The sequence below is a fragment of the Cronobacter sp. HA18006 genome (assembly GCF_011605445.1).
Lineage (GTDB): Bacteria > Pseudomonadota > Gammaproteobacteria > Enterobacterales > Enterobacteriaceae > Cronobacter > Cronobacter sakazakii.
Genome location: NZ_JAANQB010000020.1, coordinates 442,926 through 466,998, shown reverse-complemented (window position 1 = coordinate 466,998; position 24,073 = coordinate 442,926). Strand labels below are relative to the sequence as shown.

22 protein-coding genes are annotated in these 24,073 nt (G+C 59.4%); 17 read left to right on the top strand and 5 right to left on the bottom strand.

Features of this window, described 5'->3' with window-relative positions:
* Positions 1-45 precede the first annotated feature (45 nt).
* The 4 genes from G9X48_RS11260 to G9X48_RS11245 all read left to right on the top strand — a co-directional run bounded on the left by G9X48_RS11260 (position 46) and on the right by G9X48_RS11245 (position 4,658).
* Entirely contained in the window at positions 46-747 is a 702-nt protein-coding gene (locus G9X48_RS11260) for an extensin family protein (RefSeq protein WP_076728991.1), read from the top strand.
* A gap of 161 nt (positions 748-908) precedes the next feature.
* Positions 909-2,102: a multidrug efflux MFS transporter gene (locus G9X48_RS11255; protein ID WP_004386851.1), complete on the top strand. Its 1,194-nt coding sequence runs from the start codon at positions 909-911 to the stop codon at positions 2,100-2,102.
* Between the two features lie 223 nt (positions 2,103-2,325).
* Positions 2,326-2,586: an anti-adapter protein IraP gene (gene iraP / locus G9X48_RS11250; protein ID WP_004386850.1), complete on the top strand. Its 261-nt coding sequence runs from the start codon at positions 2,326-2,328 to the stop codon at positions 2,584-2,586.
* 653 nt (positions 2,587-3,239) lie between these two features.
* Positions 3,240-4,658: a sugar porter family MFS transporter gene (locus tag G9X48_RS11245; protein WP_004386848.1), complete on the top strand. Its 1,419-nt coding sequence runs from the start codon at positions 3,240-3,242 to the stop codon at positions 4,656-4,658.
* A gap of 37 nt (positions 4,659-4,695) precedes the next feature.
* On the opposite strand, the gene proC is transcribed toward G9X48_RS11245, so the two are convergent.
* On the bottom strand, positions 4,696-5,505 hold the full coding sequence (gene proC / locus G9X48_RS11240; protein WP_004386847.1) for a pyrroline-5-carboxylate reductase: 810 nt from the start codon (positions 5,503-5,505) through the stop codon (positions 4,696-4,698).
* 111 nt (positions 5,506-5,616) lie between these two features.
* On the opposite strand from proC, the gene G9X48_RS11235 reads away from it, so the two are divergent.
* From G9X48_RS11235 to G9X48_RS11225, 3 genes are read left to right on the top strand one after another with little or no spacing between them, the layout of a single operon-like run.
* Positions 5,617-6,132: a hypothetical protein gene (locus G9X48_RS11235; protein WP_007865122.1), complete on the top strand. Its 516-nt coding sequence runs from the start codon at positions 5,617-5,619 to the stop codon at positions 6,130-6,132.
* 9 nt (positions 6,133-6,141) lie between these two features.
* Positions 6,142-6,597, top strand: coding sequence for a YetF domain-containing protein (locus G9X48_RS11230; RefSeq protein ID WP_004386845.1), 456 nt, complete (start codon positions 6,142-6,144; stop codon positions 6,595-6,597).
* The gene (locus tag G9X48_RS11225; RefSeq protein ID WP_007865124.1) at positions 6,597-7,052 is read left to right on the top strand and encodes a YaiI/YqxD family protein; all 456 of its coding nucleotides are present in this window, start codon (positions 6,597-6,599) and stop codon (positions 7,050-7,052) included. The genes G9X48_RS11230 and G9X48_RS11225 overlap by 1 nt, the downstream gene beginning before the upstream one ends.
* On the opposite strand, the gene G9X48_RS11220 is transcribed toward G9X48_RS11225, so the two are convergent.
* Positions 7,049-7,825, bottom strand: coding sequence for a DUF2076 domain-containing protein (locus tag G9X48_RS11220; protein ID WP_029039069.1), 777 nt, complete (start codon positions 7,823-7,825; stop codon positions 7,049-7,051). The two genes, G9X48_RS11225 and G9X48_RS11220, sit on opposite strands and share 4 nt — an antisense overlap.
* A 361-nt stretch (positions 7,826-8,186) precedes the next feature.
* Between G9X48_RS11220 and aroL the strand changes: the two genes are divergently transcribed.
* The 4 genes from aroL to ppnP all read left to right on the top strand — a co-directional run bounded on the left by aroL (position 8,187) and on the right by ppnP (position 10,260).
* Positions 8,187-8,711, top strand: coding sequence for a shikimate kinase AroL (gene aroL / locus G9X48_RS11215; protein WP_085661818.1), 525 nt, complete (start codon positions 8,187-8,189; stop codon positions 8,709-8,711).
* Positions 8,712-8,763: 52 nt separating this feature from the next.
* Entirely contained in the window at positions 8,764-8,955 is a 192-nt protein-coding gene (gene yaiA, locus G9X48_RS11210) for a protein YaiA (protein WP_004386841.1), read from the top strand.
* 259 nt (positions 8,956-9,214) lie between these two features.
* Positions 9,215-9,892, top strand: coding sequence for an AroM family protein (locus G9X48_RS11205; protein ID WP_097640799.1), 678 nt, complete (start codon positions 9,215-9,217; stop codon positions 9,890-9,892).
* Positions 9,893-9,975: 83 nt separating this feature from the next.
* Positions 9,976-10,260: a pyrimidine/purine nucleoside phosphorylase gene (gene ppnP / locus G9X48_RS11200; protein ID WP_004386838.1), complete on the top strand. Its 285-nt coding sequence runs from the start codon at positions 9,976-9,978 to the stop codon at positions 10,258-10,260.
* 33 nt (positions 10,261-10,293) lie between these two features.
* Here ppnP and rdgC read toward each other — a convergent pair whose 3' ends face one another.
* Positions 10,294-11,205: a recombination-associated protein RdgC gene (gene rdgC, locus G9X48_RS11195; protein WP_004386837.1), complete on the bottom strand. Its 912-nt coding sequence runs from the start codon at positions 11,203-11,205 to the stop codon at positions 10,294-10,296.
* Positions 11,206-11,331: 126 nt separating this feature from the next.
* Here rdgC and mak point away from each other — a divergent pair, with 126 nt between their 5' ends.
* On the top strand, positions 11,332-12,243 hold the full coding sequence (gene mak, locus G9X48_RS11190) for a fructokinase (protein ID WP_097640798.1): 912 nt from the start codon (positions 11,332-11,334) through the stop codon (positions 12,241-12,243).
* Between the two features lie 39 nt (positions 12,244-12,282).
* On the opposite strand, the gene sbcC is transcribed toward mak, so the two are convergent.
* Positions 12,283-15,432, bottom strand: coding sequence for an exonuclease subunit SbcC (sbcC, locus tag G9X48_RS11185; protein ID WP_097640797.1), 3,150 nt, complete (start codon positions 15,430-15,432; stop codon positions 12,283-12,285).
* Positions 15,429-16,643: an exonuclease subunit SbcD gene (gene sbcD, locus G9X48_RS11180; RefSeq protein ID WP_097640796.1), complete on the bottom strand. Its 1,215-nt coding sequence runs from the start codon at positions 16,641-16,643 to the stop codon at positions 15,429-15,431. Before sbcD ends, sbcC begins: the two co-directional genes overlap by 4 nt.
* Before the next feature lie 198 nt (positions 16,644-16,841).
* Here sbcD and phoB point away from each other — a divergent pair, with 198 nt between their 5' ends.
* The 5 genes from phoB (at position 16,842) to malZ (ending at position 24,009) form a co-directional block, all read left to right on the top strand.
* Complete coding sequence (phoB, locus tag G9X48_RS11175) at positions 16,842-17,531, top strand: phosphate response regulator transcription factor PhoB (protein WP_004387771.1); 690 nt, start codon at positions 16,842-16,844, stop codon at positions 17,529-17,531.
* A gap of 22 nt (positions 17,532-17,553) precedes the next feature.
* Positions 17,554-18,867, top strand: coding sequence for a phosphate regulon sensor histidine kinase PhoR (gene phoR, locus G9X48_RS11170; RefSeq protein WP_007902237.1), 1,314 nt, complete (start codon positions 17,554-17,556; stop codon positions 18,865-18,867).
* Between the two features lie 398 nt (positions 18,868-19,265).
* On the top strand, positions 19,266-20,585 hold the full coding sequence (brnQ, locus tag G9X48_RS11165; RefSeq protein WP_004387769.1) for a branched-chain amino acid transporter carrier protein BrnQ: 1,320 nt from the start codon (positions 19,266-19,268) through the stop codon (positions 20,583-20,585).
* 70 nt (positions 20,586-20,655) lie between these two features.
* The gene (gene proY / locus G9X48_RS11160; protein ID WP_007791389.1) at positions 20,656-22,023 is read left to right on the top strand and encodes a proline-specific permease ProY; all 1,368 of its coding nucleotides are present in this window, start codon (positions 20,656-20,658) and stop codon (positions 22,021-22,023) included.
* Positions 22,024-22,191: 168 nt separating this feature from the next.
* Positions 22,192-24,009, top strand: coding sequence for a maltodextrin glucosidase (gene malZ, locus G9X48_RS11155; protein ID WP_097640795.1), 1,818 nt, complete (start codon positions 22,192-22,194; stop codon positions 24,007-24,009).
* Positions 24,010-24,073: the final 64 nt, after the last annotated feature.

The window sequence follows — 24,073 nt, the reverse complement described above, 5'->3', positions numbered from 1 at the left end:
ACAGCGGTTATACTTTGATTTTGTGTCTGGTTTTCTGGCGGTGGCATGGCGAAAAAAGGGATAGCGATGGTGATAACCTTGGCGTTAACGGCGCTCGCAGGCGTCTGGCTTTATGACTCTCTGCCGGCCTGGTATAACCCGTTCGCGCCGCTCTCGCCGCTTGACCCGCCGACGATGGTGACGCGCTACAAACTGCGCCAGATGGCGAATAACCCGCAGGCGTGCCTGGCGCTGCTCGATGAAGCCCGTAAGCGGGACATGATCCAGTACCGCGTCCAGACATCCACCCAGGGCGACTGCCCGCTGGCGGCCCCCGTGCGGGTGCTACGCTTCGGCGAGGTCAAACTCAGCAGTTCGTTTCTCGCCAGCTGCCCGCTGGCGCTCAGCAGCGCCATGTATGTGCAGCAGCAGGCGAAACCGATTAGCGCCTCGATGATGGGCAGCCCGCTGGTGCGCATCGATCACTATGGCAGTTACGCCTGCCGCAATATTTATCACCGCGCCAATGCGCGCTTAAGCGAACACGCGACGGCGGACGCGCTGGACGTCAGCGCGTTTCGCTTCGCCAACGGCCAGCAGATAAGCGTGCTGAAAGGCTGGAAGGAGAGCGGCACGCGCGGCGAGACGCTGCGCGCGCTGTTTGGTCAGAGCTGTCTTTACTTTGGTAATGCGCTCGGGCCGGACTACAACGCCGCTCACGCCAACCATTTTCACTTAGGGATGCGCGGTTTTGGCATTTGCCGCTAAGGAGAATCGTCGGCGCAGGACGCGCTTTGGTGTGATAAATGTCACAAATGATTTTATATTAATAATAAGCGTCCAAAATATTACAGGCCGCACGCTTATGCACTAACACCGCGGCATATCCTGATACCCTGAGACATCATTGACTTAGACATAGCGCGCGTATGGAATCCTGGAAGGTTAATCTTATCTCCGTCTGGTTTGGCTGCTTTTTCACGGGCCTGGCTATCAGCCAAATCCTTCCGTTTCTGCCGCTTTATGTCGCTGAACTCGGCGTGCAGTCGCACGAGGCGCTGTCGCTCTGGTCGGGCCTTACCTTCAGCGTCACTTTCCTGGTTTCCGCTATCGTCTCGCCGCTCTGGGGCAGCCTTGCCGACCGCAAAGGCCGCAAGCTGATGCTGCTGCGTGCCTCACTCGGTATGGCGGTGGCGATTTTATTGCAGGCGTTTGCCACCAGCGTCTGGCAGCTTTTCGCGCTGCGCGCGCTGATGGGGCTGACCTCCGGCTATATTCCCAACGCGATGGCGCTGGTCGCCTCGCAGGTGCCGCGCGATCGCAGCGGCTGGGCGCTCAGCACGCTCTCTACCGCGCAGATAAGCGGCGTGATCCTGGGGCCGCTGATGGGCGGTTTTCTCGCCGACAGCGTCGGGCTGCGCCCGGTATTTTTGATTACCGCGCTGCTGCTGATGATAAGTTTCGCGGTCACGCTGTTTCTGATTAAAGAGGGCGTGCGGCCCGCGCTTGCCAGAGGTGAACAATTGAGCGGCAAAGCGGTGTTCGCAAGCCTGCCAGCGCCGTGGCTGGTGCTGAGCCTGTTTATCACGACGATGGTTATCCAGCTCTCTAACGGTTCCATCAGCCCGATTCTGGCGCTGTTTATTAAGGAACTGACGCCCGACAGCAGCAATATCGCGTTTTTAAGCGGCATGATCGCGGCGGTGCCGGGCGTGTCGGCATTGCTGAGTGCGCCACGCCTCGGGCGCCTGGGCGATCGCATTGGCACCGCGCGGGTGTTGATGGCAACGCTCATTCTGGCGGTGGTGCTGTTTTTCGCGATGTCGTTTGTCACCTCGCCGATGCAGCTCGCGGTGCTGCGTTTTCTGCTCGGTTTCGCCGATGGCGCAATGTTCCCGGCGGTGCAGACGCTGCTGGTGAAATACTCCTCGGATAACGTGACCGGGCGTATCTTTGGCTATAACCAGTCGTTTATGTATCTCGGTAACGTGCTGGGGCCGCTGATGGGGGCCGGGATCTCCGCCGCGGCGGGCTATCGCTGGGTATTTATCGCCACGGCGCTGGTACTGTTAATTAACGTCTGGCAATTCGGTACGGCATTAAGGAAAAACGCACGCCGTTAATAATAACGTGGCTGTTATCAGCGTCATTAATTCCTGTTATCGCGGCGGCCAGAGATTATTCTCTGTGCCGCCGCCTTATTTTGCTGGTAAAACGTTTCGCTGGCGGCGATTTTTTGTCGCGCCGCACAAATCCGCGATGACAGAAAAAAAAGCGCGGGCGAGCACTAGGCAACCTCAAAAGGGAATGATAACGTCGTGGCAACAACTTCACGGGAAGACAGTTATGAAAAATCTTATAGCTGAACTACTGGTCAAGCTTGCTGAAAAGGAAGAAGAATCCAAAGAGTTAGTGGCCCAGGTCGAGGCGCTGGAAATCGTCGTGACCGCGTTACTGCGTCATCTGGATCCCAATACCCAGCAGACGCTGATTGCCAGTGTGGAAGGGGCGCTCGAAGGTGTTCAGCCTGAAAGCAACGTGCCGCAACGTGACACCGAATTGCTTCAGCAATACGTAAAGAAGCTGCTGCGGCACCCCAGAACCTGAGCGTATAACGGGCGCGCCGCGTTATTATTCTGTTATCTGATTTCTTAACACTGACGCTCTGTCTTATCCGCAGGCACTTTTTTCGGCACCGCTGACGTTTTAGTGCCGGAATAAACGCAATGCCTGCGGATATTCCTGTTTTTATTCTTCCGTCGCTACACCAGCCCGCAGATAATACGTTTTGCCTGGCCTCATTCGAGCGTAATACTTTTTCCTTATTTCATCGTTACGTTATTCCCGCCTTTTTTAACGCAGAGTACGAATATATTCTCCTGAGTACGCTAAGCGTATTTTGGGGCCAGTTCCGCGCTGCCTGAAATAACGCGCTACGCTTTTTCCTCACCCGCGCCCTGAGCCTGCACGATTTACCTGCCTGACACCGGTGACACAGACAGAAAGCTCTCTGATTGTCCATGAGATAAACGGTGGACAAAACGCCTGCTGTTCAAATTTTATCGTGTTACGTCACATTAATTCCCGTCATGCGGGGTTATCGCGCGAGGCGAAGCGATTTTTCGGTTTTATAACCTGCATCACAAAACGGACTTCCACAGCAAATTTATCCATATCTTCGCCGTTTCCCGCCTGACGGTTTACCGGCGTTACCACTACCGTTATGGCAATGGCCGATTGCCTTTAACGGGAGAGAAAAGATGTCCTCGGTAAGTGAAGTCACGCCTGCTGTCAGCGCTCAGGAACGCAAAGCGCGTCGCATGAATCTGTTTGTTTCGGTTTCCGCCGCCGTCGCGGGTTTACTCTTTGGTCTCGATATCGGCGTCATCGCCGGGGCGCTGCCCTTTATCACCGATCACTTCAGCTTAAGCAGTCGCGCCCAGGAGTGGGTGGTGAGCAGCATGATGCTCGGTGCCGCGCTGGGTGCGCTGTTTAACGGCTGGCTCTCGTCGCGGCTTGGGCGTAAATACAGCCTGCTGGCGGGCGCGGCGCTGTTTATTATCGGGTCACTCGGATCGGCGTTCGCCCATTCGCTGGAAATATTGCTGGCCGCCCGCGTGATCTTAGGCGTGGCGGTCGGGATCGCCTCCTACACCGCGCCGCTCTATCTCTCGGAGATGGCTTCTGAGAAAGTGCGCGGCAAAATGATAAGCCTTTATCAATTGATGGTGACGCTCGGCATTCTGCTGGCGTTTCTTTCCGATACCGCGCTGAGCTACAGCGGCAACTGGCGCGCCATGCTCGGCGTGCTGGCGCTGCCCGCCGTCATTCTGCTGGTGATGGTGGTGTTTTTGCCTAACAGCCCGCGCTGGCTTGCGGCCAAAGGCATGAACATCGAGGCGGAACGCGTGCTGCGTATGCTGCGCGATACTTCGGAAAAAGCGCGTGAGGAGCTCAATGAAATCCGTGAAAGCCTGAAGGTGAAGCAGGGCGGCTGGGCGCTTTTTACCGCCAACCGCAACGTGCGCCGCGCCGTGTTTCTCGGCATGCTGCTTCAGGCGATGCAGCAGTTCACCGGCATGAACATCATCATGTATTACGCGCCGAAAATCTTCCAGATGGCGGGGTTCGCCAGCACCGAAGAGCAGATGATCGCAACGGTCGTGGTGGGGCTGACCTTTATGCTCGCCACCTTTATCGCGGTATTTACGGTGGATAAAGCGGGCCGCAAACCGGCGCTGAAAATCGGCTTTAGCGTCATGGCGCTTGGCACGCTGGTGCTCGGCTACTGCCTGATGAAAGTCGATCACGGCCAGATCTCCACCGGCATCTCCTGGCTTTCCGTCGGCATGACCATGATGTGTATCGCGGGTTACGCCATGAGCGCCGCGCCGGTGGTCTGGATCCTGTGCTCGGAAATCCAGCCGCTGAAATGCCGCGATTTCGGCGTCACCTGTTCGACCACCACCAACTGGGTGTCGAATATGATTATCGGCGCGACATTCCTGACGCTTATCGACCATATCGGCGCGGCGGGCACCTTCTGGCTCTATACCGCGCTGAATCTGGTGTTTGTCGGCGTGACGTTCTGGCTTATCCCGGAGACCAAAAACGTGACGCTGGAGCATATCGAAAAGAACCTGATGGCGGGCAAAAAGCTGCGCGATATCGGGCAGTGAAGCAAATAAAAAGGGCTACCGACGTAGCCCTTTCTTTTTAGCCCTTGCTGAGCTTTTCCGATTTGGCCATACACTGGGCCATCGCTTCAATCACCGCCGCGCGCATGCCGCGCTCCTCCAGCACCCGCACCGCTTCGATGGTGGTGCCGCCCGGCGAGCAGACCATATCTTTCAGCTCGCCCGGGTGTTTGCCGGTTTCCAGCACCATTTTGGCCGAGCCCATCACCGCCTGAGCGGCGAATTTATACGCCTGCGCGCGCGGCATACCGCCGAGCACGGCGGCATCGGCCATCGCTTCGATAAACATAAAGACATACGCAGGGGCCGAGCCGCTGACGCCCACCACCGGGTGAATCAGATATTCTGCCACCACTTCCGCCTCGCCGAAGCTTCGGAACATCGCGAGCACATCCCGGATATCTTCCTCGCTAACCAGCGCGTTCGGCGTGATGGAGGTCATCCCGGCCTGCACCAGCGACGGTGTGTTCGGCATGGTGCGGATAATTTTACGATCGTGCCCCAGCACGGTTGCCAGCTGATCCAGCGTGATCCCGGCGGCGATGGAAACCACCAGCGAGTCTTTATTCAGGCTGGAGGCGATATCGCTCATGACTTTCAGCATGATGTTAGGCTTCACCGCGCCAAAGACGATATCCGTCGCCTGGGCCACTTCCTGCGCGCTGGAGGCGGTATTCACGCCAAACTCCTGCTTCAGCGCCTGTTGGCTCTCTTCTGATGGCGTATAGACCCAGACGTTTTCCGCCCGCGCCTGGCCGCTGGTCAGCAGGCCGCTGAGAATGGCCTTGCCCATATTGCCGCAACCGATAAAGCCTGTTTTCTTTTCCACAGCATCTCTCCGTTTTATCGCGTCCAGATTCACATGGGCTATAGCTTAACGCGCTTTCCGGCAATCCGTTAAGGCTTCGGCTACGCTTATCCTGAAACCGGGAGGTGGGGAATGGACAAAATCGTTTCTGACGAAAGCGCCAGCCGCGACGTGCCGGTGCGTGAGCATATGCATGCCCAGCGCATTGAGTGGCGTATTCAGCAAGGCGGCAACTGGCTGCTGTTTGCAATCGTGTTGATTGCGCTACTGGGCGGTTTTTCCGATGGCTGGCTGAGCGAAACCTCAGCGACCAATCCGGAAAAAAGCCTGACGGTGGAGTATCAGCGTTTTCTGCGCGCCGAGAGCGATGAGCCTTTCGCGCTGCGCATTCAGGGGCCGAAAAATCAGCCGGTGACAGTCGCGTTCGGTGGCGATTTCCCCGATCGCTTCGTGCTGCAAACGCTCCAGCCACAGCCGGTAGTGACCCATACCGGACAGCATTCACTGACGCTCACTTTTGCGCCGACGCCGGATGGCGCTCACGCCGTCTGGATAGTGACGCAGCCGCAGTCGGCAGGGCGCGTTACCTCTACCGTGACGCTTGAAGGCGCATCGCCGGTCCATCTGAATCAGTGGGTTTATCCGTAGGAGAACATCATGGATAGCGTATTGCGCGCCGCAGGCATGTATTTTTTGTTGCTGGTAGTGCTGAAAATCGCCGGTCGCCGCACGTTGCTGGAGATGAACTCGTTTGATTTCGTGCTGCTGTTAATCATCAGTGAAGCCACCCAGCAGGCGCTGCTCGGTAACGACTTCTCGTTTACCGGTGCGGCGATCACCATCATTACGCTGATTGTGCTCGATATTCTGCTGAGCTATGTGAAAAACGCGTTTCCGCGACTCGATCTGCTGCTCGACGGCTCGCCGCTCATCCTGGTGGAAAATGGCCGCCTGCTGACGGCGCGCATGAAAAAAGCGGGGATCTCGCGGGAGGATATTTTAAGCTCGGCCCGCACCAGCCAGGGGATCGAGCGGCTGGAAGAGATAAAATTCGCCATCCTTGAGAAAAATGGCAAAATCTCCATTATTCCCGCCGACAATCAGGAGTCGTAATGCCAGTCTGGGTGGATGCCGATGCGTGTCCGAAAGTGATTAAAGAAGTGCTGTTCCGCGCCGCCGAGCGTACCGAGACGCCGGTGATTCTGGTGGCGAACCAGCCGCTGCGCGTGCCGCCGTCAAAGTTCATCCGCGCCCGCCAGGTGCCCGCCGGTTTTGACGTGGCGGATAACGAAATTGTGCGCTGCTGCGAGCCAGGCGATCTGGTGGTGACGGCGGATATTCCGCTGGCAGCGGAAGTGATAGCCAAAGGCGCGGTGGCGCTGAACCCACGCGGCGAGCGCTACAGCGAGGCCACCATTCGTGAGCGCCTGACGATGCGCGATTTTATGGATACGCTGCGCGCCAGCGGCATCCAGACCGGCGGCCCGGATGCCTTAAGCCAGCGCGACCGTCAGCAATTCGCCGCTGAACTCGATAAGTGGCTCAGCGGCAAAAAGCGTCAGTCTTAAACCCAGTTATCGTCATCACCACCGAAATCGTCGCCGCCAAAGTCATCGCCCGCGAAATCGTTATTCCAGTCTTCATCGCTGCTGGCAGGCACGTAGTCGTTGCCGTTGTCCTGCTGCAGCCCGGCGTCCTGGTTCAGGAACTGGCTGTCATCCGCCTGGTTGTAATCTTCAACGGCGTTGACCGGGCTGTTATCCGCCGGTTGCGCGGGTTCGTTAATGATATTGACGATCTCCTCCGGCTGATGGTGGCTGAACATGCTGGTCAGCATATTGCCGAGCACCACGCCGCCCGCCACGCCAGCGGCGGTCTGCAAGGCACCCGCCATAAAGCCGCCGCCGCGTGGGGCGTTATTGTAATACTGGGGGGCGGCCTGCTGCGGGGCGTAGCCTGCCTGCGGTGCGCTCTGGTACTGCTGCGCGCCGGGGATGGGATCGGAGCCGCGCGGCGTGGCCTGCGGGCGCGGGGCTTCCGGCTCGCTCTTGTTGCCGCCAAAGAGGCCAGCCAGGAAACCGCCGCTGCTCTGCTGGCGGCTCGCCGACTGCTTAAGCTGCGCCACTTCCGCTTCGAGCGCCTGAATACGGCCATTGAGCTGTTTCATGGCCGCTTCCTGGATAAGAATGGTTTGCGCCATGTAATAGGCGGCACCCGGCTGGTTGCGCATATGCTGCTCAATCCAGCGCTCAGCGTCCGCGTCGCGCGGCGCGCTGTTTTCACCGGCGGCTTTGAGTCGGTCAAAAAGCCCGTCAATCAGACGTTGCTCTTCAGATTGCATGATTCATCCCTCTGTCATTGAACGCGTCAATAGTTAAGTCTGGAGAAAAATCGGCGCTTGTAAATATCCGGCGCGTAAAGGAAATAAGAAATATGTAACCGGGTGCGGCGGATAGCGGGGTTGTGTTCAGTGGGCGCTTTCAAGTATGGTGGGCGCGCCTGACGAACGCCCGTCAGTGGTATCGTGGCTTTACACCCTTAAAACGGAAGAAGGGTTGTCCTGCGCGGAATGTTGCTGTGTCCGGACTCTTTTGTAAGTTTAAATTTACGCCTGTCTTATGTACTAGTTTGTTGTTAAACTCACGGCTTACGGCCTGCTGTCTAACCCTTTCGCCGCAGGCGGAAGGCGAGGTAATCCATCCATGAATCAACCCATTTATTTAATCGGCGCGCGCGGCTGCGGAAAAACCACCACCGGCGAGGCGCTGGCACGCGCGCTGGCGTACGGCTTTACCGATACCGATCGCTGGCTGCGGGAACATACGCAGATGACAGTCGCTGAAGTGGTGGAGAAAGAGGGCTGGCCGGGTTTTCGCGCCCGTGAAAGCGAAGCGTTACAGGCGGTCACCGCGCCCGCGACGGTCGTGGCGACCGGAGGCGGCATGGTGCTGCGTGATGAGAACCGCGAGTTTATGCGCGCGCATGGCGTGGTGATTTATCTCAACGTACCGGTTGAGGTACTGGCGCAGCGGCTTGAAGCCTTCCCGGAAGCGGGGCAGCGCCCGACGCTTACCGGCAAGCCGGTGACGGAAGAGATCGCTGACGTGCTGGCGGTGCGCGATGCGCTCTATCGCGAGTGCGCCCATCATGTGATTGACGCCGCCGATGCGCCCGCGGTCATTGTTGCCCGTATTATTGACGCGCTGCAGGTTGCCCACGCCAGCTAACTGACGGGATTGTCTATACTTAACGCTTCTGACCGATAAACAAGGAAGCGCTATGCCGACCAGACCCCCTTATCCGCGCGAAGCGCGCGTGGTTCCCGTTGAAAAAGGCGTGCCGGGCAAAACCGTCACCAGTTATCAGCTCCGTGCCGATCACCCCGAGCCTGATTCGCTTATTAGTGAACACCCTACCGAGCAGGAAGCGCTGGACGCCAAGCGCCGTTACGAAGACCCGGACAAATCCTGACCCCGACCAGCGGAAAGCGCGCGCGTTACGCTGCGCTTTCCGCCACTCCGAAAATGAGTCGTTACCGCTTTGCATCACACCTTTCATCCAAACCTAATGTTAACGATACGTTATGATTATTGTTAAGCGGCAGAGGGCTTTTTTCTCCGGATAAGGCCCGGAAGCTGCTACGCTTTGTGATCCATCTTTCGCTTGCGCTCAAGTTCCGGGCGAAAGGTGTCGTTAACTGTTTGAGAAGCTGTAAACCAAGGCGATAAAAATGCGTGCGACTCTGGCCATACTTACCATCGGCGTAGTGCCCGTCAGTGAGATTCTCCCGCTGTTAACCGAACATATCGACGAACAGCACATCACCCATATCAGCCTGATGGGGAAACTGTCGCGCGCCGAGGCGATGGACGATTATGGCGCGTCGGGCCATGAAGAGACGATCATCACCATGCTCGCCGACGGTGAAAAAGCGACGGTATCGAAAGCCAAAACCGAAAGGGCGCTGCAAAGCGTGATTGAAGTGCTCGATAACCAGGGTTATGACGTCATTTTACTGATGAGTACGCAGCGTTTTTCGGGGCTTCGCGCGCGCAACGCGATACTGCTGGAGCCCGAACGCATTATTCCGCCGCTGGTCGCTTCCATTGTTGACGGGCACCAGGTGGGCGTGATTGTGCCGATCCCGGAGCTTATGGATATCCAGGCGCAGAAATGGCAGGTGCTGGAAAACCCGCCGCTGTACGCGCTGGCGAACCCGTTTTACGGTACAGAAGGTGAGCTGGTTGGTGCCGGGCGCGATCTGCTCGCGCGTGGCGCGGATGTATTGCTGCTCGACTGCCTCGGCTTTCATCAAAAACACCGCGATCTGCTGCAAAAAGCGCTGGATGTGCCGGTATTACTCAGTAATGTCCTGGTGGCGCGTCTCGCTTCCGAACTGCTTATCTGAGCCGTTGTCACAATTTGCGTGACAGCGCTCCAGCTGGCCCTCTATATTGTTTTTCCAACCATTTTTTCAGTAAGGGCCTGCTTATGCTTCAGAGTAACGAATACTTTTCCGGTAAAGTGAAATCTATCGGCTTCACCAGCAGCAGCACGGGCCGCGCAAGCGTCGGCGTGATGGCGGAAGGGGAGTACACCTTTAGCACGGCCCAGCCGGAAGAGATGACGGTGGTCAGCGGCGCGCTGCATGTGCTGCTGCCGGGCGAAACCGAATGGAAAACGTATGAAGCGGGGCAGGTGTTTCACGTGCCTGGGCACAGCGAGTTTCACCTGCAGGTGGCCGAGCCGACATCCTATCTCTGCCGCTACCTGTAAGCGCGCCGCCCCGGGCGGGGCGACGCGAGCGTCTTAACGCTGGGCTTCGCCGCCCAGCGCTTCCACTAAGTTCTGGATCAGCGCCGCCAGTTCGCCGGTCATCAGCGTGAAATCGGCGTCAAAGCGTTGCGCCACATCTTCACGGGCGATGTCGTCGTTCTGATCGCGAAGCTCATCGGCAAATTTCAGGCGTTTCAGCGAGCCGTCGTCGCACAACATAAACTGCACGCGCTGCTGCCAGTCGAGCGCCAGTTTGGTGACCACTTTCCCTGCTTCGATATGCACCGCGATTTCGTCGCTCACCAGCTCCTGCTTTTTACAGCGGATCACGCCGCCATCTTCCAGAATGGCCTTAAGCTCCGCTTCGTCCAGCAGCTGAAAACCCTGCGGCACGTTATTGGCGCGCACCCACTCGGTGAGCGTCAGCTCAATCGGGTTTTCCAGCGTCAGCGGCACCACCGGCAGCGAGCCGAGGCTTTTACGCAGCAGCGCCAGCGTATCTTCCGCTTTTTTGGCACTGGCGCAGTCCACCACGATAAGTCCGCTGGTGGTATCGATCCACATCATGGTCTGGCTGAAGCGGCTGAAGGCGCGCGGCAGCAGCGAATGCAGCACTTCATCTTTCAGCGAATCTTTTTCCGTCTTTTTAAGCTTGCGGCCCTGATCGGCCTCCAGACGGGCGATTTTCGCCTCCAGCGCCTGTTTGATTACCGGCGCAGGCAGGATTTTCTCTTCTTTGCGCGCGCAAATCACAATCTGGCCGTTGGCGGCGTGGGTAAGCGCGTCGCTGCCGCCGCCCATGGGCGGCACCCAGCCGGTTTTCGCCATATCCTGGCTGCCGCACGGGGTGAAGGTAAACGCAGCTAACTGTTTTTCCATTTCATCCGCACGCAGCGCGGCGTCGCGGTTTAAACGGTAAACCATTAAATTTTTGAACCACAGCATGTTAATTTCCACGGCCTGGTAGTTAAACGCAGCGGGCATGATAACGAATCAGCCGCGGCGTTTCATTGCCTTTCACGGGCAGGTTATCTACTCTCCTGGTAAGTCATTGAATATGAGGAAGCAGACGTGCGTATTGGGATCGATTTAGGCGGCACCAAAACCGAAGTGATTGCGCTTGGCGATGACGGCGAGCAGCGTTTTCGCCACCGCGTGCCGACGCCGCGTGACGACTACCCGCAAACCATCGAGACGATAGCCGGTCTCGTGGAGCTTGCCGAAAAAGAGACCGGCGAGCGCGGCACTGTCGGCGTCGGCATTCCGGGCACGCTCTCGCCGTATACGGGCGTCGTTAAAAACGCCAACTCCACGTGGCTGAACGGTCAGCCGCTGGATAAAGACCTCAGCGCGCGGCTTTCTCGTGAGGTGCGGCTTGCCAACGATGCTAACTGTTTTGCCGTGTCGGAGGCGGTCGATGGCGCGGCGAAGGGCGCGCAGACGGTCTTTGCGGTCATCATCGGCACCGGCTGCGGCTCCGGCATCGCGCTTGGCGGCATGAGCCATATCGGGGCCAACGGCAACGCGGGCGAGTGGGGCCATAATCCGCTGCCGTGGATGGATGAAGACGAACTGCGCTACCGGGAAGACGTGCCGTGCTATTGCGGCAAGCAGGGCTGTATCGAAACCTTTATCTCCGGCACGGGCTTTGCGACCGACTATCATCGCTTAAGCGGTCAGCCGCTTAAGGGCAGCGAAATCATCCGGCTGGTGGAGGCGCAGGACGCGCTGGCGGAGCTTGCGCTCAGCCGCTACGAGATGCGGCTGGCGAAATCGCTGGCGCATATCGTCAATATTCTCGACCCGGATGTGATTGTGCTGGGAGGTGGCATGAGCAACGTCGACCGACTCTATAAAACCGTGCCGCCGCTGATGAAACACTGGGTGTTTGGCGGCGAGTGCGAAACGCCGGTGCGCAAAGCGGTGCATGGCGATTCGAGCGGCGTGCGCGGTGCGGCGTGGCTCTGGCCGGTGGTACGTTAATATAAAAAGAAAGGGGCGCAACGCCCCTTTTTATCGGCCTTAATCGACCTGATACTCGCGCGCCAGGCGGCTCACGCCAAGGCCGTTAATCTTTCTGACCTTGATCTGCACCGGGATACGCTCTTTCATCGCCTCCACATGGCTGATGACGCCGATGGTTTTGCCGCTGGCGTTCAGCGCGTCAAGGGCATCCAGCGCCGTATCAAGCGTCTGGGCGTCCAGCGTGCCGAAGCCCTCATCCAGAAACAGCGAATCGATGCGGGTTTTATGGCTCACCAGATCCGAGAGCGCCAGCGCCAGCGCGAGACTCACCAGGAAGCTTTCGCCGCCGGAGAGCGTGCGGGTGTCGCGCACCGCGTCCGCCTGCCAGGTGTCGACGACTTCCAGCTCCAGATCCTCACTCAGCTTGCGTTTAAGCAGGTAGCGGCCATGCAGGCGCGTCAACTGGTTATTGGCCAGCCAGACCAGATTATCCAGCGTCAGCCCTTGTGCGAACTTACGGAATTTATCGCCTTTCTGCGAGCCGACCAGATGGTTTAGCTGGCCCCATTCGTCGGCCTCGCGCCTGGCCTCGTCAATCTGCCCAAGAAGCGCTGCCAGTTGCGTACGGCTCTCTTCATCCTGGCGTAACTGCTGGCGCAGTTCCCCCTGGCGCGTGGTGTTATCGCGCAGTTGCTCCGTGACCGCCGCGAGCGCGGCTTCGCTCTGCTGAGCATCAGCCTGTTCATCCAACGATTCCGGGCGCGCGCCCAGGTGGCGCTCCAGCGCCTGCTGTGCCTGCGCAAGCAGCGTGTGCTGCGTTTCGCGCTCGCGCTCCAGCCGCTGTTTTTGCGCTTCGAGCTGGCTGCGGGCGGCGTCGTCCAGCAGGGCGGCGAGAAACGCCGCTTTGTCCGCAAACGGGCTTGCGGCGAGCGCCGCCTCAAACGCCTGCACGGCGCTCTGGTAGCGCGCGCGCTCCTGGAGAAGCTGCGCGCCGAGCGTCTGCCACTGCGCTTCCAGCGATAAACAGCGCGTATGGATCTCCTGGCCCGCGCGCGGCAGGTCGTCTGCAGCGAGCGACGCCGCCTGCGCATCACCCTCCTGCGGCAGCAGGGTCAGCAGCGCTTCACAGGCGGCAAGCTGTTCGCGCAGGCGCTGCTGACGCTCGTGATTTTGCTGCCAGCGGCGCGCCTCTTCTTCACGTTCGGCGAACCACGGCGCGGGGTTGTCGTTATCCGGGGCGGGCAGGGCGAAGGCGTCAAGCTGGTCGCGCAGCGCCGCCTGCTGCGTCTGCCAGGCCGCTTCCAGCGATGTGACCTGACGCTGCGTGCCTTCAAGCGTGGCCTCCAGCATCTGACGCTCGCGCAGCAGGTGTAACTGCTGTTCGCGGCGGGTCTGCTCGTCAAGCCAGGGGGTGAGATCGTCGCCCGGTGTCTGGGTGAGCCCTGCCGCCGCGCAGAGCGTCTGCCATTGTGAGGTGAGCGCTTGCTCTTCTTCCAGCAGGCTTGCCGCTTCGCTTTCCTGCTGCTGGCGCTGTTTCATCAGCGCATCGAGCTGGCCGCGCAGCGCCGCGCCCTCGGTGCCGAGCTGCTCTTTCTCCTGCTCCAGTTGCGCAAGACGCAGGCGGCTCGCGTCGGGCTTCAGCGCCTGATACGCCTCCACGGCCGGGTGCTCGGTCGCGCCGCACAGCGGGCAGGGGCTGCCGGGTTGCAGGCGCGCGCGCTCCTCAACGAGGCTTGCGATACGCTGTTCCAGATCGCAGATCGCTTTCGCGCGCTCCACCTCCTGTTGTTTGGTTTTGTAATCCTGACGCTTTTTCGCCAGCTGCTGTTCGGCGTGCTGAATTTGCGTTTGCAGCGCGCTGTTCGTCTCCTGCAGGCGCGTTTTACGGCGCGTCAGGGGCGCAAAGGATGACTGGAGCGTTGCAAGCTTCTGGCGCAGCGGGCGCTGCTCGTTAAGCTGCGCCAGCGCCTGCGCGGCGTCCTCCGGCGAAAGCGTAAGCCCGGCGTCCGGCAGCGCGTCGCGCTTGCGGCGGGTGGCGTCGAGCGTCTCGTTCAGCGCGCGTAGCTGGTCGCGGTCGCGTTTCTGCTGCGCCAGCACCGCGCGCCAGCCCGCGAGCTCGCTGCTCCAGAGGCGAAAGCGGTCATGCTCCGTCAGCCACTGACCGAGTTGCGTGAGTTCTGCCGTCTGCGCCTGCGCCTGTTGCGCGGCGGCCTGGCGGATTTCCCGGCGGCGCTGCTGGCTTTCCTGTAAGCGAACGCTTACTTCTTCATGCTGACGACCGGTGGCGGTAAGGGCGGTTTCCAGCTCCTGACAGCGCAGCCAGGCCGGGCGCAATTTTTCCGCCGGTAGCGCCGCTTCAAGCCGCGCGAGGTCCGGCGCGGCGGCCTGTAGCGCTTGATCTGCCGCCGCTGCGGCATGGCGCGCCGCGTCGAGCGCGCTGGCAAGCGCGGTACGCTGCGTCAGCCACAGGTGTTCTTGCTGTAACTGGCGCTGGCGGGCAAGCAGCGTTTTTTCCTCGTCAGTAAGCGCCTGCAAACCTGTGGTTAAGCTTTCCCGTTGCGCTTCGTCCAGCAGCCGCACACCCTGCGCCTGCGATTCAAGCTTCTCAAGCTGGCTACGGGCTTCTTTATGCTGTTCGAAAATACGCGCCGAGACCTGGCCGTAGATTTCGGTACCGGTCAGCTCTTCCAGCAGTTCGGCGCGCGCTTTGGCTTCGGCATTGAGAAACGCGGCAAACTGCCCCTGCGAGAGCATCATCGAACGGGTGAAACGGTCGTAATCCAGCCCCGTCAGCGCGGCAATTCTGTCGAGTTTGTCTTTGATTTTATCGGCGACGATTTTGCCGTCTTCGCAGCGCGCCAGCTCCACGCGCGGCGCCTGCAAGTTACCGTCCGGCTGGCCGCGCGCGCGGCTCTGGCTCCAGAAGGCGCGCCAGGCGACGCCTTTGACTTCAAACTCCACTTCCGCCAGACACTCGGCGGTGTCGCGCGTCATCAGGTCATTCTGGCTTTGCGACAGCGCGTTCAGGCGCGGCGTGCGGTGGTAGAGCGCAAGGCAGATGGCGTCGAGCAGCGTGGTTTTGCCCGCGCCGGTCGGGCCGGTAATGGCGAAGAGCCCGTTGCTCGCGAACGGTTCGGCGGTAAAGTCGATTTTCCATTCGCCTTTAAGGGAGTTCAGGTTTTTTAGCCGCAGGGTTAAGATTTTCATGCCTCGTCCTCCTCGTGCAGGCTCTCCAGGGTGCGGGCGAAGAGCGTGCGCAGGCGCGCTTTCTCCGGCTCCTCAAGCGCCTCCAGCTCCATGCGGCGTTCAAACACCTCTTCCGGCCCCAGCTCGCTGAGCGTTTCGGTGCTGAGCGTGCCGAGCACTCGCTCGCGCATTTCGCGGCTGCGACGCAGAAGGACGACTTCCACCGGCAGGCTTTCGGTGAGCTGGCTTATCTGACGGTGCATATCATGCAGAAATTCAGCGGTGTCGATTTCGATATCGAGCCAGACTTTCGGCTCATCCGGCGCGTCGCGCCACTGTTCGAGCTGCGCGGTAATGGATTCCAGACTGCCTTTCAGCACCGCCAGCGGCTGGCTGACCGGTACCGGCAGGGCCGTGACGTCGCGCAGTTTGCCGTCTGCAAACTCCACCAGATAAACGCTTTTCTCTTTGCCGGTTTCATCAAAGCTCAGCGCAATCGGCGAGCCGCTGTAGCGGATATGCTCGCAGCCCGCCACTTTCTGGGCGCGGTGAATATGTCCGAGCGCGATATAATCGGCGGGCGGAAAGCGGTCCGCCGGAAAGGCGTCGAGCGTGCCTATATAGATGTCGCGCACCGCGTCACTTTTGGTCACGCCGACGGTGGTCAGATGGCCGGTCGCGATAATCGGCAGGTTACGCTCGCCGCGAAGCGCGCACGCGGCCTCATAGCTCTGCTGGTAGTGCAGGCTGATGGCTTCCAGCAGTTGCTGCTGCTTTTCACGGCCTGACTGCCCGCTGAGGCTTCGCAGTACGTCGCGCGGGCGTAAAAACGGCACCGGGCAGAGCACGGCACCTGGCTCGCCGTCGCGGCGGTACAGGAGCGTGGCCTGCGTTTCTGGCGTAAGCTGCGCGCTCGCGATAACGTGGGTATTGAGGCAGGCCAGCAGTTCGCGGGATTCATTGAGCGTCGCGACCGAATCGTGGTTGCCGCCAAGCACGATAAGCGGGCAGTTCGCCGCCTGGAGTTTGACCACAAAGCGGTTGTAGAGCTCACGCGCATAGCTTGGCGGCGCGCCGGTATCGAAGATGTCGCCCGCGACGATAATCGCATCCACCTGATGCGCTATCGCCGCCTCCAGCAGCCAGTCGAGAAAAGCTTCATGTTCGGCGGCGCGGCTTTTGGCGTAAAAATTTTGTCCAAGATGCCAGTCTGAGGTATGCAGAATACGCATGGAATGCCCTGTGGCGAAAAAGCGAGAAGGGGATTATAAACATCCAGTACGGCGGGTGTCCTGTTTCGTCGCGCCGCCAGGTTTAACCGCCTGCGCTGACAGGTCATCTAACGGTCATCTTTTTCATAAATCTGTCATAAATCTGACGCATAATGGCGCCGCATAACATACTGTTTACTTTATTTAACAGGGCGAATCATGGCGAGACGTATTCTGGTCGTTGAAGATGAAGCACCTATCCGCGAGATGGTGTGTTTCGTACTGGAACAAAACGGCTTCCAGCCGGTGGAAGCGGAAGATTATGACAGTGCGGTGAATCAACTCAATGAGCCCTGGCCCGATCTGATTTTGCTGGACTGGATGCTGCCCGGCGGATCGGGGATCCAGTTTATTAAACATATCAAACGCGAAGCGCTGACCCGTGAAATTCCGGTCGTCATGCTGACCGCGCGCGGCGAAGAAGAAGACCGCGTGCGTGGCCTGGAAACCGGGGCTGACGATTACATTACCAAACCGTTCTCCCCGAAAGAGCTGGTGGCGCGTATTAAAGCGGTCATGCGCCGTATCTCGCCGATGGCCGTTGATGAAGTTATCGAAATGCAGGGCTTAAGCCTCGATCCGTCATCGCACCGCGTGATGACCGGCGAAAATCCCCTTGATATGGGGCCGACCGAATTCAAGCTGTTACACTTCTTTATGACGCACCCGGAGCGCGTTTACAGCCGCGAACAGCTGCTGAATAACGTCTGGGGCACCAATGTGTATGTCGAAGATCGCACCGTGGATGTGCATATCCGCCGCCTGCGTAAGGCGCTGGAGCAGAGTGGTCATGACAGAATGGTTCAGACGGTGCGCGGCACGGGTTATCGGTTCTCAACCCGTTTTTAAACCCAAAACAGGAGTGTGACGCGTGCTGGAACGGCTGTCATGGAAAAGACTGGTGCTGGAGCTGTTGCTCTGCTGTATTCCGGCGCTGGTGCTCGGGGCGATATTCGGCTATCTGGCATGGTTTTTACTGGCGGCAGTGACCGGATTGCTTATCTGGCATTTCTGGAATCTGCTGCGGCTCTCCTGGTGGCTGTGGGTGGATCGCAGCATGACGCCGCCGCCCGGCAGCGGGAGCTGGGAGCCGCTGCTCTACGGCCTGCACCAGATGCAGTTGCGCAATAAAAAACGCCGCCGCGAACTGGGCAATCTTATCAAACGCTTTCGCAGCGGCGCGGAATCCCTGCCGGACGCCGTGGTGCTGACCACGGAAGAGGGCGTCATCTTCTGGTGTAACGGCCTTGCGCAACAGCTTCTCGGCCTGCGCTGGCCCGACGATAACGGCCAGAACATTTTAAACCTGCTGCGCTACCCGGAATTCACCAGTTATCTGCGCGGCAAGGAGTTCAACCGGCCATTGCATCTGGTGCTCAATAACGGGCGTCATCTTGAGTTTCGCGTGATGCCGTACAGCGAAGATCAGCTGTTAATGGTGGCGCGCGACGTCACGCAGATGCATCAGCTCGAAGGCGCGCGGCGCAACTTCTTCGCTAACGTCAGCCATGAGTTGCGCACGCCGCTCACCGTGTTGCAGGGGTATCTGGAGATGATGCACGAGCAGACGCTCGAAGGGCCGCTGCGTGAAAAAGCGCTGCACACCATGCGCGAGCAGACCTTCCGCATGGAAGGGCTGGTGAAACAGCTACTCACGCTCTCGAAAATCGAGGCGGCGCCCGCGATGCAGCTTAACGAAACCATCGACGTGCCGATGATGCTGCGGGTGGTGGAGCGCGAGGCGCAGACGCTGAGCCAGCAGAAGCATACCTTCACGTTTGAGGTCGATCCGCAGCTTAAAGTGCTTGGCAACGACGAGCAGTTGCGCAGCGCGATTTCAAACCTGGTGTATAACGCGGTCAACCATACGCCTGCCGGGACGCACATCACGGTGCGCTGGGAGCACGTGGCGAACGGGGCGCGCTTTAGCGTGGCCGACACCGGGCCGGGGATCGCCGCGGAGCATATCCCGCGCCTCACCGAGCGTTTCTATCGCGTGGATAAGGCGCGTTCGCGCCAGACGGGTGGGAGTGGGTTAGGGCTTGCGATTGTGAAACATGCGCTGACGCACCACGACGCGCGTCTGGAGATTGAAAGTACGCCTGGCAAAGGCACGACGTTTTCCTTCCTCCTGCCGGAGCGATTAATCGTCTCCGCGCCTGCCAAAGCGCTTTCTGACGCTTAATTCGTCAACCTTTCTTTCCAGGGCCAGCCATAAGCTGGCCTTATTCATTTTTTCTCCATCTCTGAACGCTTTTTACAGCGTTTGACGCTTTTTTGCTCGCGCGAATCGCCGGAGGTTTTTTACGATTTTAGATTTTATCACTGCTCTGAAACTTAGATCTGGCATAAAGGTCTGGTTTTACGATCCCGTCTTGCCTTTAAACGTTATAAGCGTTTAAATTGCGCCCCTGCTATTGCCAGACCGACTGTTTTTACCTGGTAAATCGAAAAACAATTCTTCGCCAGCGTAATCGGGAAGCATATCCCGCTGTCAGCTCTGCAAATAGCCGCGTTTTCGTCAGGTGACTGGCGATAAAAAATTAGTCAATTTCAACACCACATCCACAGGCAGTAAATCTTATGACCCATCGTTTAAAATCGCGCGACATTATCGCACTGGGGTTTATGACCTTTGCGTTGTTTGTCGGCGCGGGCAATATCATTTTCCCTCCCATGGTTGGTTTGCAGGCCGGTCCGCATGTCTGGACGGCGGCGATCGGCTTTCTTATTACCGCCGTGGGTCTGCCTGTGCTGACCGTGGTGGCGCTAGCGAAAGTTGGCGGTGGCGTCGACAGCCTGAGCCATCCGATTGGCCGCGTGGCGGGCATTCTGCTGGCGACGGTGTGCTATCTGGCCGTCGGGCCGCTGTTCGCGACGCCGCGCACCGCGACCGTGTCGTTTGAAGTGGGCATTGCGCCGCTCACCGGCGACGGCGCGCTGCCGCTGCTCATCTACAGCCTGGTCTATTTCGCGCTGGTGATTCTGGTGTCGCTCTATCCGGGCAAACTGCTGGATACCGTGGGTAACTTCCTGGCCCCGCTGAAAATCATCGCGCTGGTGGTGCTGTCGGTGGCGGCGATTGTCTGGCCGGCGGGTGATATCAGCGTGGCGACAGATGCCTATCAGAAAGCGGCGTTTTCTAACGGCTTCGTGAACGGGTATCTGACGATGGATACGCTCGGCGCGATGGTGTTCGGGATTGTTATCGTCAACGCGGCGCGTTCGCGCGGCGTGTCTGATTCTCGTCTGCTGACGCGCTACACCATTTTCGCGGGCCTGATGGCGGGCGTCGGCCTGACGCTGCTCTACCTGGCGTTGTTCCGTCTGGGCTCTGACAGCGCGACGCTGGTGGATCAGTCCGCCAACGGCGCGGCGATTCTGCATGCCTATGTTCAGCATACCTTCGGCGGCGCGGGCAGCTTCCTGCTGGCGGCGCTGATCTTCCTCGCATGCATGGTGACGGCGGTCGGCCTGACCTGCGCCTGCGCCGAGTTTTTCGCGCAGTATCTGCCGCTCTCTTACCGCGCGCTGGTGTTTATCCTGGGTCTCTTCTCGATGGTGGTGTCGAACCTTGGCTTAAGCCAGCTTATCCAGTTCTCCATTCCGGTGCTGACGGCCATCTATCCGCCGTGTATCGCACTCGTTGTGCTGAGCTTTACCCGCGGCTGGTGGCATAATTCGGGCCGTGTTATCGCCCCGGCGATGGCGGTCAGTCTGCTGTTTGGTTTGATTGATGGGGTGAAAGCCTCCGCGATAAGCGGTATCCTTCCGGCCTGGACTCAGAAACTGCCGATGGCGGATCAGGGGCTGGCCTGGCTGCTGCCGACCGTCGCGATTACGCTGGCGGCGGCGCTCTGGGATCGTGCGGCCGGACGGAGCGTGACAACCACCGCTCACTGATCGTCGGTTGATTGTTGAACCACGGGGCCTGGCTCCGTGGTTTTTTATTGTATGACGTGGTACTGGAAAGATGGAAAACGAGAACAAGCTCAAGCGCGGATTGAGTACAAGACACATCCGCTTTATGGCGCTGGGTTCAGCGATTGGCACCGGCCTGTTTTACGGCTCGGCGGACGCCATCAAAATGGCGGGTCCGAGCGTACTGCTGGCTTACATTATCGGCGGCGTGGCGGCGTATATCATCATGCGCGCGCTTGGCGAAATGTCGGTGCATAACCCGGCGGCGAGCTCATTTTCTCGCTACGCGCAGGATAACCTCGGCCCGCTTGCAGGCTATATCACCGGCTGGACCTACTGCTTTGAAATTCTGATTGTCGCCATTGCCGACGTCACCGCGTTCGGCATCTATATGGGCGTCTGGTTCCCGACGGTGCCGCACTGGGTCTGGGTGCTGAGCGTGGTGCTTATCATCTGCGCCATTAACCTGATGAGCGTGAAAGTCTTCGGCGAGCTGGAGTTCTGGTTCTCGTTCTTTAAAGTCGCCACCATTATCATCATGATCGCGGCCGGTATCGGCATCATTGTCTGGGGTATCGGCAACGGCGGTCAGCCGACCGGCATCCATAATCTCTGGAGTAACGGCGGCTTCTTCGCGAACGGCTGGATTGGCACCGTCATGGCGCTGCAAATGGTGATGTTCGCCTACGGCGGCATCGAGATTATCGGCATCACCGCCGGTGAAGCGAAAGATCCGGCCAAATCCATTCCGCGCGCCATTAACTCTGTGCCGCTGCGTATTCTGGTGTTTTACGTCGGCACGCTGTTCGTGATTATGTCTATTTACCCGTGGAATGAAGTCGGCACCAACGGCAGCCCGTTTGTGCTCACTTTCCAGCATATGGGGATCACCGTTGCGGCGGGCATTCTGAATTTCGTGGTGCTGACGGCCTCGCTGTCGGCGATTAACAGCGATGTGTTTGGCGTGGGCCGTATGCTGCACGGCATGGCCGAGCAGGGCAGCGCGCCGAAAGTGTTCGCCAAAACCTCGCGGCGCGGCATTCCGTGGGTGACGGTGGTCGTGATGTGCTTTGCGATGCTGCTGGCGGTGTACCTCAACTACATCATGCCGGAAAACGTCTTCCTGGTGATTGCGTCACTCGCGACCTTTGCGACCGTCTGGGTCTGGATAATGATCCTGCTCTCGCAGGTGGCGTTCCGTCGTCGCCTGAGCGCGGATGAAGTCAAGGCGCTGAAATTCAAAGTGCCGGGCGGCGTGGCGACGACTATCGTCGGCCTGATTTTCCTGGCGTTTATCATCGCGCTGATTGGCTATCACCCCGATACCCGCATTTCGCTCTACGTCGGTTTCGCGTGGATTGCGCTGCTGCTGGTGGGCTGGGTGTTTAAACGCCGCCGCGACGCCCGACTTTCCGCATAACGCGCCCTCTCATCCCCGCCGCCTGGCGGGGATGTCATTTTCGCTCTACGATCAACGTCGTTTCTCCGCCTCCCGTCTCCTCCCCCAATAAAATCCAGAATGAGGAAGGCGCGCGGTTGCCCGTATGGAAAGATGCGCCTGTTTTCTGTCGATTAAGGATCAAAGTGTATGTTGAATGCCTGGCATCTCCCCGTTGCGCCCTTTATTCACCGGCAGGGGGAGAAATTACTGATCACCCTCTGGCTTGCGGGCGACGCGCTGCCGGAAAAGGTCGTACTGCGTTACGAGCGCGATAACGAAGAAACGCCATTTGAGATGAAGCGCCTGGCCGCCGCGCCGCATCCTCAGGTCAGCGCGTGGCAGGCGAGCATTCCGCTCGGCGATGGCCAGCCGCGTCGCCGCTACTGCTTTAAGCTATTATGGGGCGATCGCCAGCAGTGGTTCAGCCCGCTGGGGCTGAGCGAGTTTCCGCCCGCCCGGCTGGCGCTCTTCGCCATCGACGCGCCGGATGACGGCCCGCAGTGGGTGCAGGATCAGGTCTTCTACCAGATCTTCCCTGACCGCTTCGCCCGCAGCACGCCGCGCGGGGCGCAGCAGGACAACATCTACTATCACCACGCTCAGGGGCACGACATTATCCTGCGCGACTGGCACGAGCCGGTAAGCGCAGAGGCAGGCGGGTCGACGTTTTATGGCGGCGATCTCGACGGGATCGGTGAAAAAATCCCCTACCTCAAAAAGCTGGGTGTCACGGCGCTCTACCTTAACCCCATCTTTAGCGCGCCGAGCGTGCATAAGTATGACACCGCCGATTATCGCCATGTCGATCCGCAGTTCGGCGGGGATGAAGCGCTGCTGCGCCTGCGTGAAAAAACGCGCGAGGCGAATATGCGCCTGATTCTGGACGGCGTCTTTAACCACACCGGCGATACGCATCCGTGGTTCGATCGCCACAATCACGGCACGGACGGCGCCTGCCACCACCCGGATTCGCCGACGCGCAACTGGTATAGCTTTACCGATGACGGTCACGCGTTCTGCTGGCTCGGTTACGACAGCCTGCCGAAACTCGATTTCGCCGAGCGCGGCGTGGTGGAGGAGATCTATCAGGGCGAAGAGAGCGTGGTGAAGCACTGGCTGAAAGCGCCGTGGAGCATCGACGGCTGGCGGCTTGATGTGGTGCATATGCTCGGTGAAAACGGCGGCGCGAAAGCAAACCTGCGCCACGTTGAGGGGATTACCCGCGCGGCAAAAGCCGTAAACCCGCAGGCGTTCGTCTTCGGTGAGCATTTCGGCGACGCGCGCCAGTGGCTGCAAAACGACGTGGAAGATGCGGCTATGAACTACCGCGGCTTTACGACGCCGGTGTGGAGCTTTCTTGCGGGCGTCGATCACGGCCTTGAGCCACAGCAGCTTGACGCCGCCGACTGCGCGCGGTGGATGGATGAGTATCGCGCCGCGCTCTCGCACGAGCAGCAGTTGCGAATGTTTAACCAGCTCGACAGCCATGACACCGCGCGTTTTAAAACGGTCGCCAAAGGCGACCCGGCGCGCATCAGGGCGGCGGCGGTGTGGCTTTTCTGCTGGCCCGGCGTGCCGTGCGTTTTCTATGGCGATGAAGTGGGCGTGGAAGGCGGTAACGATCCGTTCTGCCGCCAGCCGTTCCCGTGGGATAAAACACAGCAGGACGGCGAGCTGCTGGCGCTCTATCAGCGGCTCGCGCGCCTGCGCCACCGCAGCCGGGCGCTGCGTTCCGGCGCATGCCAGGTGGTGTATGCGAAAGGCGACGTCTTTGTGTTTACGCGTGTCTTCCGGCAGGAGCGGGTGCTGGTGGCGCTGAACCGCGGCGCGGCTTGTGAAATCACACTGCCGTTCTCGCCGCTCCTTGATGACCGGGCCTGGACGCGTGAAGAGGGCGACGCCGCGCTGGAAGGGCAGACGCTGCGGCTCGCCGCAGGCGCGGCGGTGATTCTGCATTCGCGATAAGCGTAACGAAACGCGGTAAAGGAATACCGCTTTTCATTCAGATATGGGAAAGTAGCCGCACTTC

Bases quoted from the DNA above. Each gene is read 5' to 3' on its own strand.
- G9X48_RS11260 (WP_076728991.1), top strand. From the start codon at position 46: ATGGCGAAAAAAGGGATAGCGATGGTGATAACCTTGGCGTTAACGGCG.
- G9X48_RS11255 (WP_004386851.1), top strand. From the start codon at position 909: ATGGAATCCTGGAAGGTTAATCTTATCTCCGTCTGGTTTGGCTGCTTT.
- iraP (WP_004386850.1), top strand. From the start codon at position 2,326: ATGAAAAATCTTATAGCTGAACTACTGGTCAAGCTTGCTGAAAAGGAA.
- G9X48_RS11245 (WP_004386848.1), top strand. From the start codon at position 3,240: ATGTCCTCGGTAAGTGAAGTCACGCCTGCTGTCAGCGCTCAGGAACGC.
- G9X48_RS11235 (WP_007865122.1), top strand. From the start codon at position 5,617: ATGGACAAAATCGTTTCTGACGAAAGCGCCAGCCGCGACGTGCCGGTG.
- G9X48_RS11230 (WP_004386845.1), top strand. From the start codon at position 6,142: ATGGATAGCGTATTGCGCGCCGCAGGCATGTATTTTTTGTTGCTGGTA.
- G9X48_RS11225 (WP_007865124.1), top strand. From the start codon at position 6,597: ATGCCAGTCTGGGTGGATGCCGATGCGTGTCCGAAAGTGATTAAAGAA.
- G9X48_RS11220 (WP_029039069.1), bottom strand. From the start codon at position 7,825: ATGCAATCTGAAGAGCAACGTCTGATTGACGGGCTTTTTGACCGACTC.
- aroL (WP_085661818.1), top strand. From the start codon at position 8,187: ATGAATCAACCCATTTATTTAATCGGCGCGCGCGGCTGCGGAAAAACC.
- yaiA (WP_004386841.1), top strand. From the start codon at position 8,764: ATGCCGACCAGACCCCCTTATCCGCGCGAAGCGCGCGTGGTTCCCGTT.
- G9X48_RS11205 (WP_097640799.1), top strand. From the start codon at position 9,215: ATGCGTGCGACTCTGGCCATACTTACCATCGGCGTAGTGCCCGTCAGT.
- ppnP (WP_004386838.1), top strand. From the start codon at position 9,976: ATGCTTCAGAGTAACGAATACTTTTCCGGTAAAGTGAAATCTATCGGC.
- rdgC (WP_004386837.1), bottom strand. From the start codon at position 11,205: ATGCTGTGGTTCAAAAATTTAATGGTTTACCGTTTAAACCGCGACGCC.
- sbcC (WP_097640797.1), bottom strand. From the start codon at position 15,432: ATGAAAATCTTAACCCTGCGGCTAAAAAACCTGAACTCCCTTAAAGGC.
- sbcD (WP_097640796.1), bottom strand. From the start codon at position 16,643: ATGCGTATTCTGCATACCTCAGACTGGCATCTTGGACAAAATTTTTAC.
- phoB (WP_004387771.1), top strand. From the start codon at position 16,842: ATGGCGAGACGTATTCTGGTCGTTGAAGATGAAGCACCTATCCGCGAG.
- brnQ (WP_004387769.1), top strand. From the start codon at position 19,266: ATGACCCATCGTTTAAAATCGCGCGACATTATCGCACTGGGGTTTATG.
- proY (WP_007791389.1), top strand. From the start codon at position 20,656: ATGGAAAACGAGAACAAGCTCAAGCGCGGATTGAGTACAAGACACATC.
- malZ (WP_097640795.1), top strand. From the start codon at position 22,192: ATGTTGAATGCCTGGCATCTCCCCGTTGCGCCCTTTATTCACCGGCAG.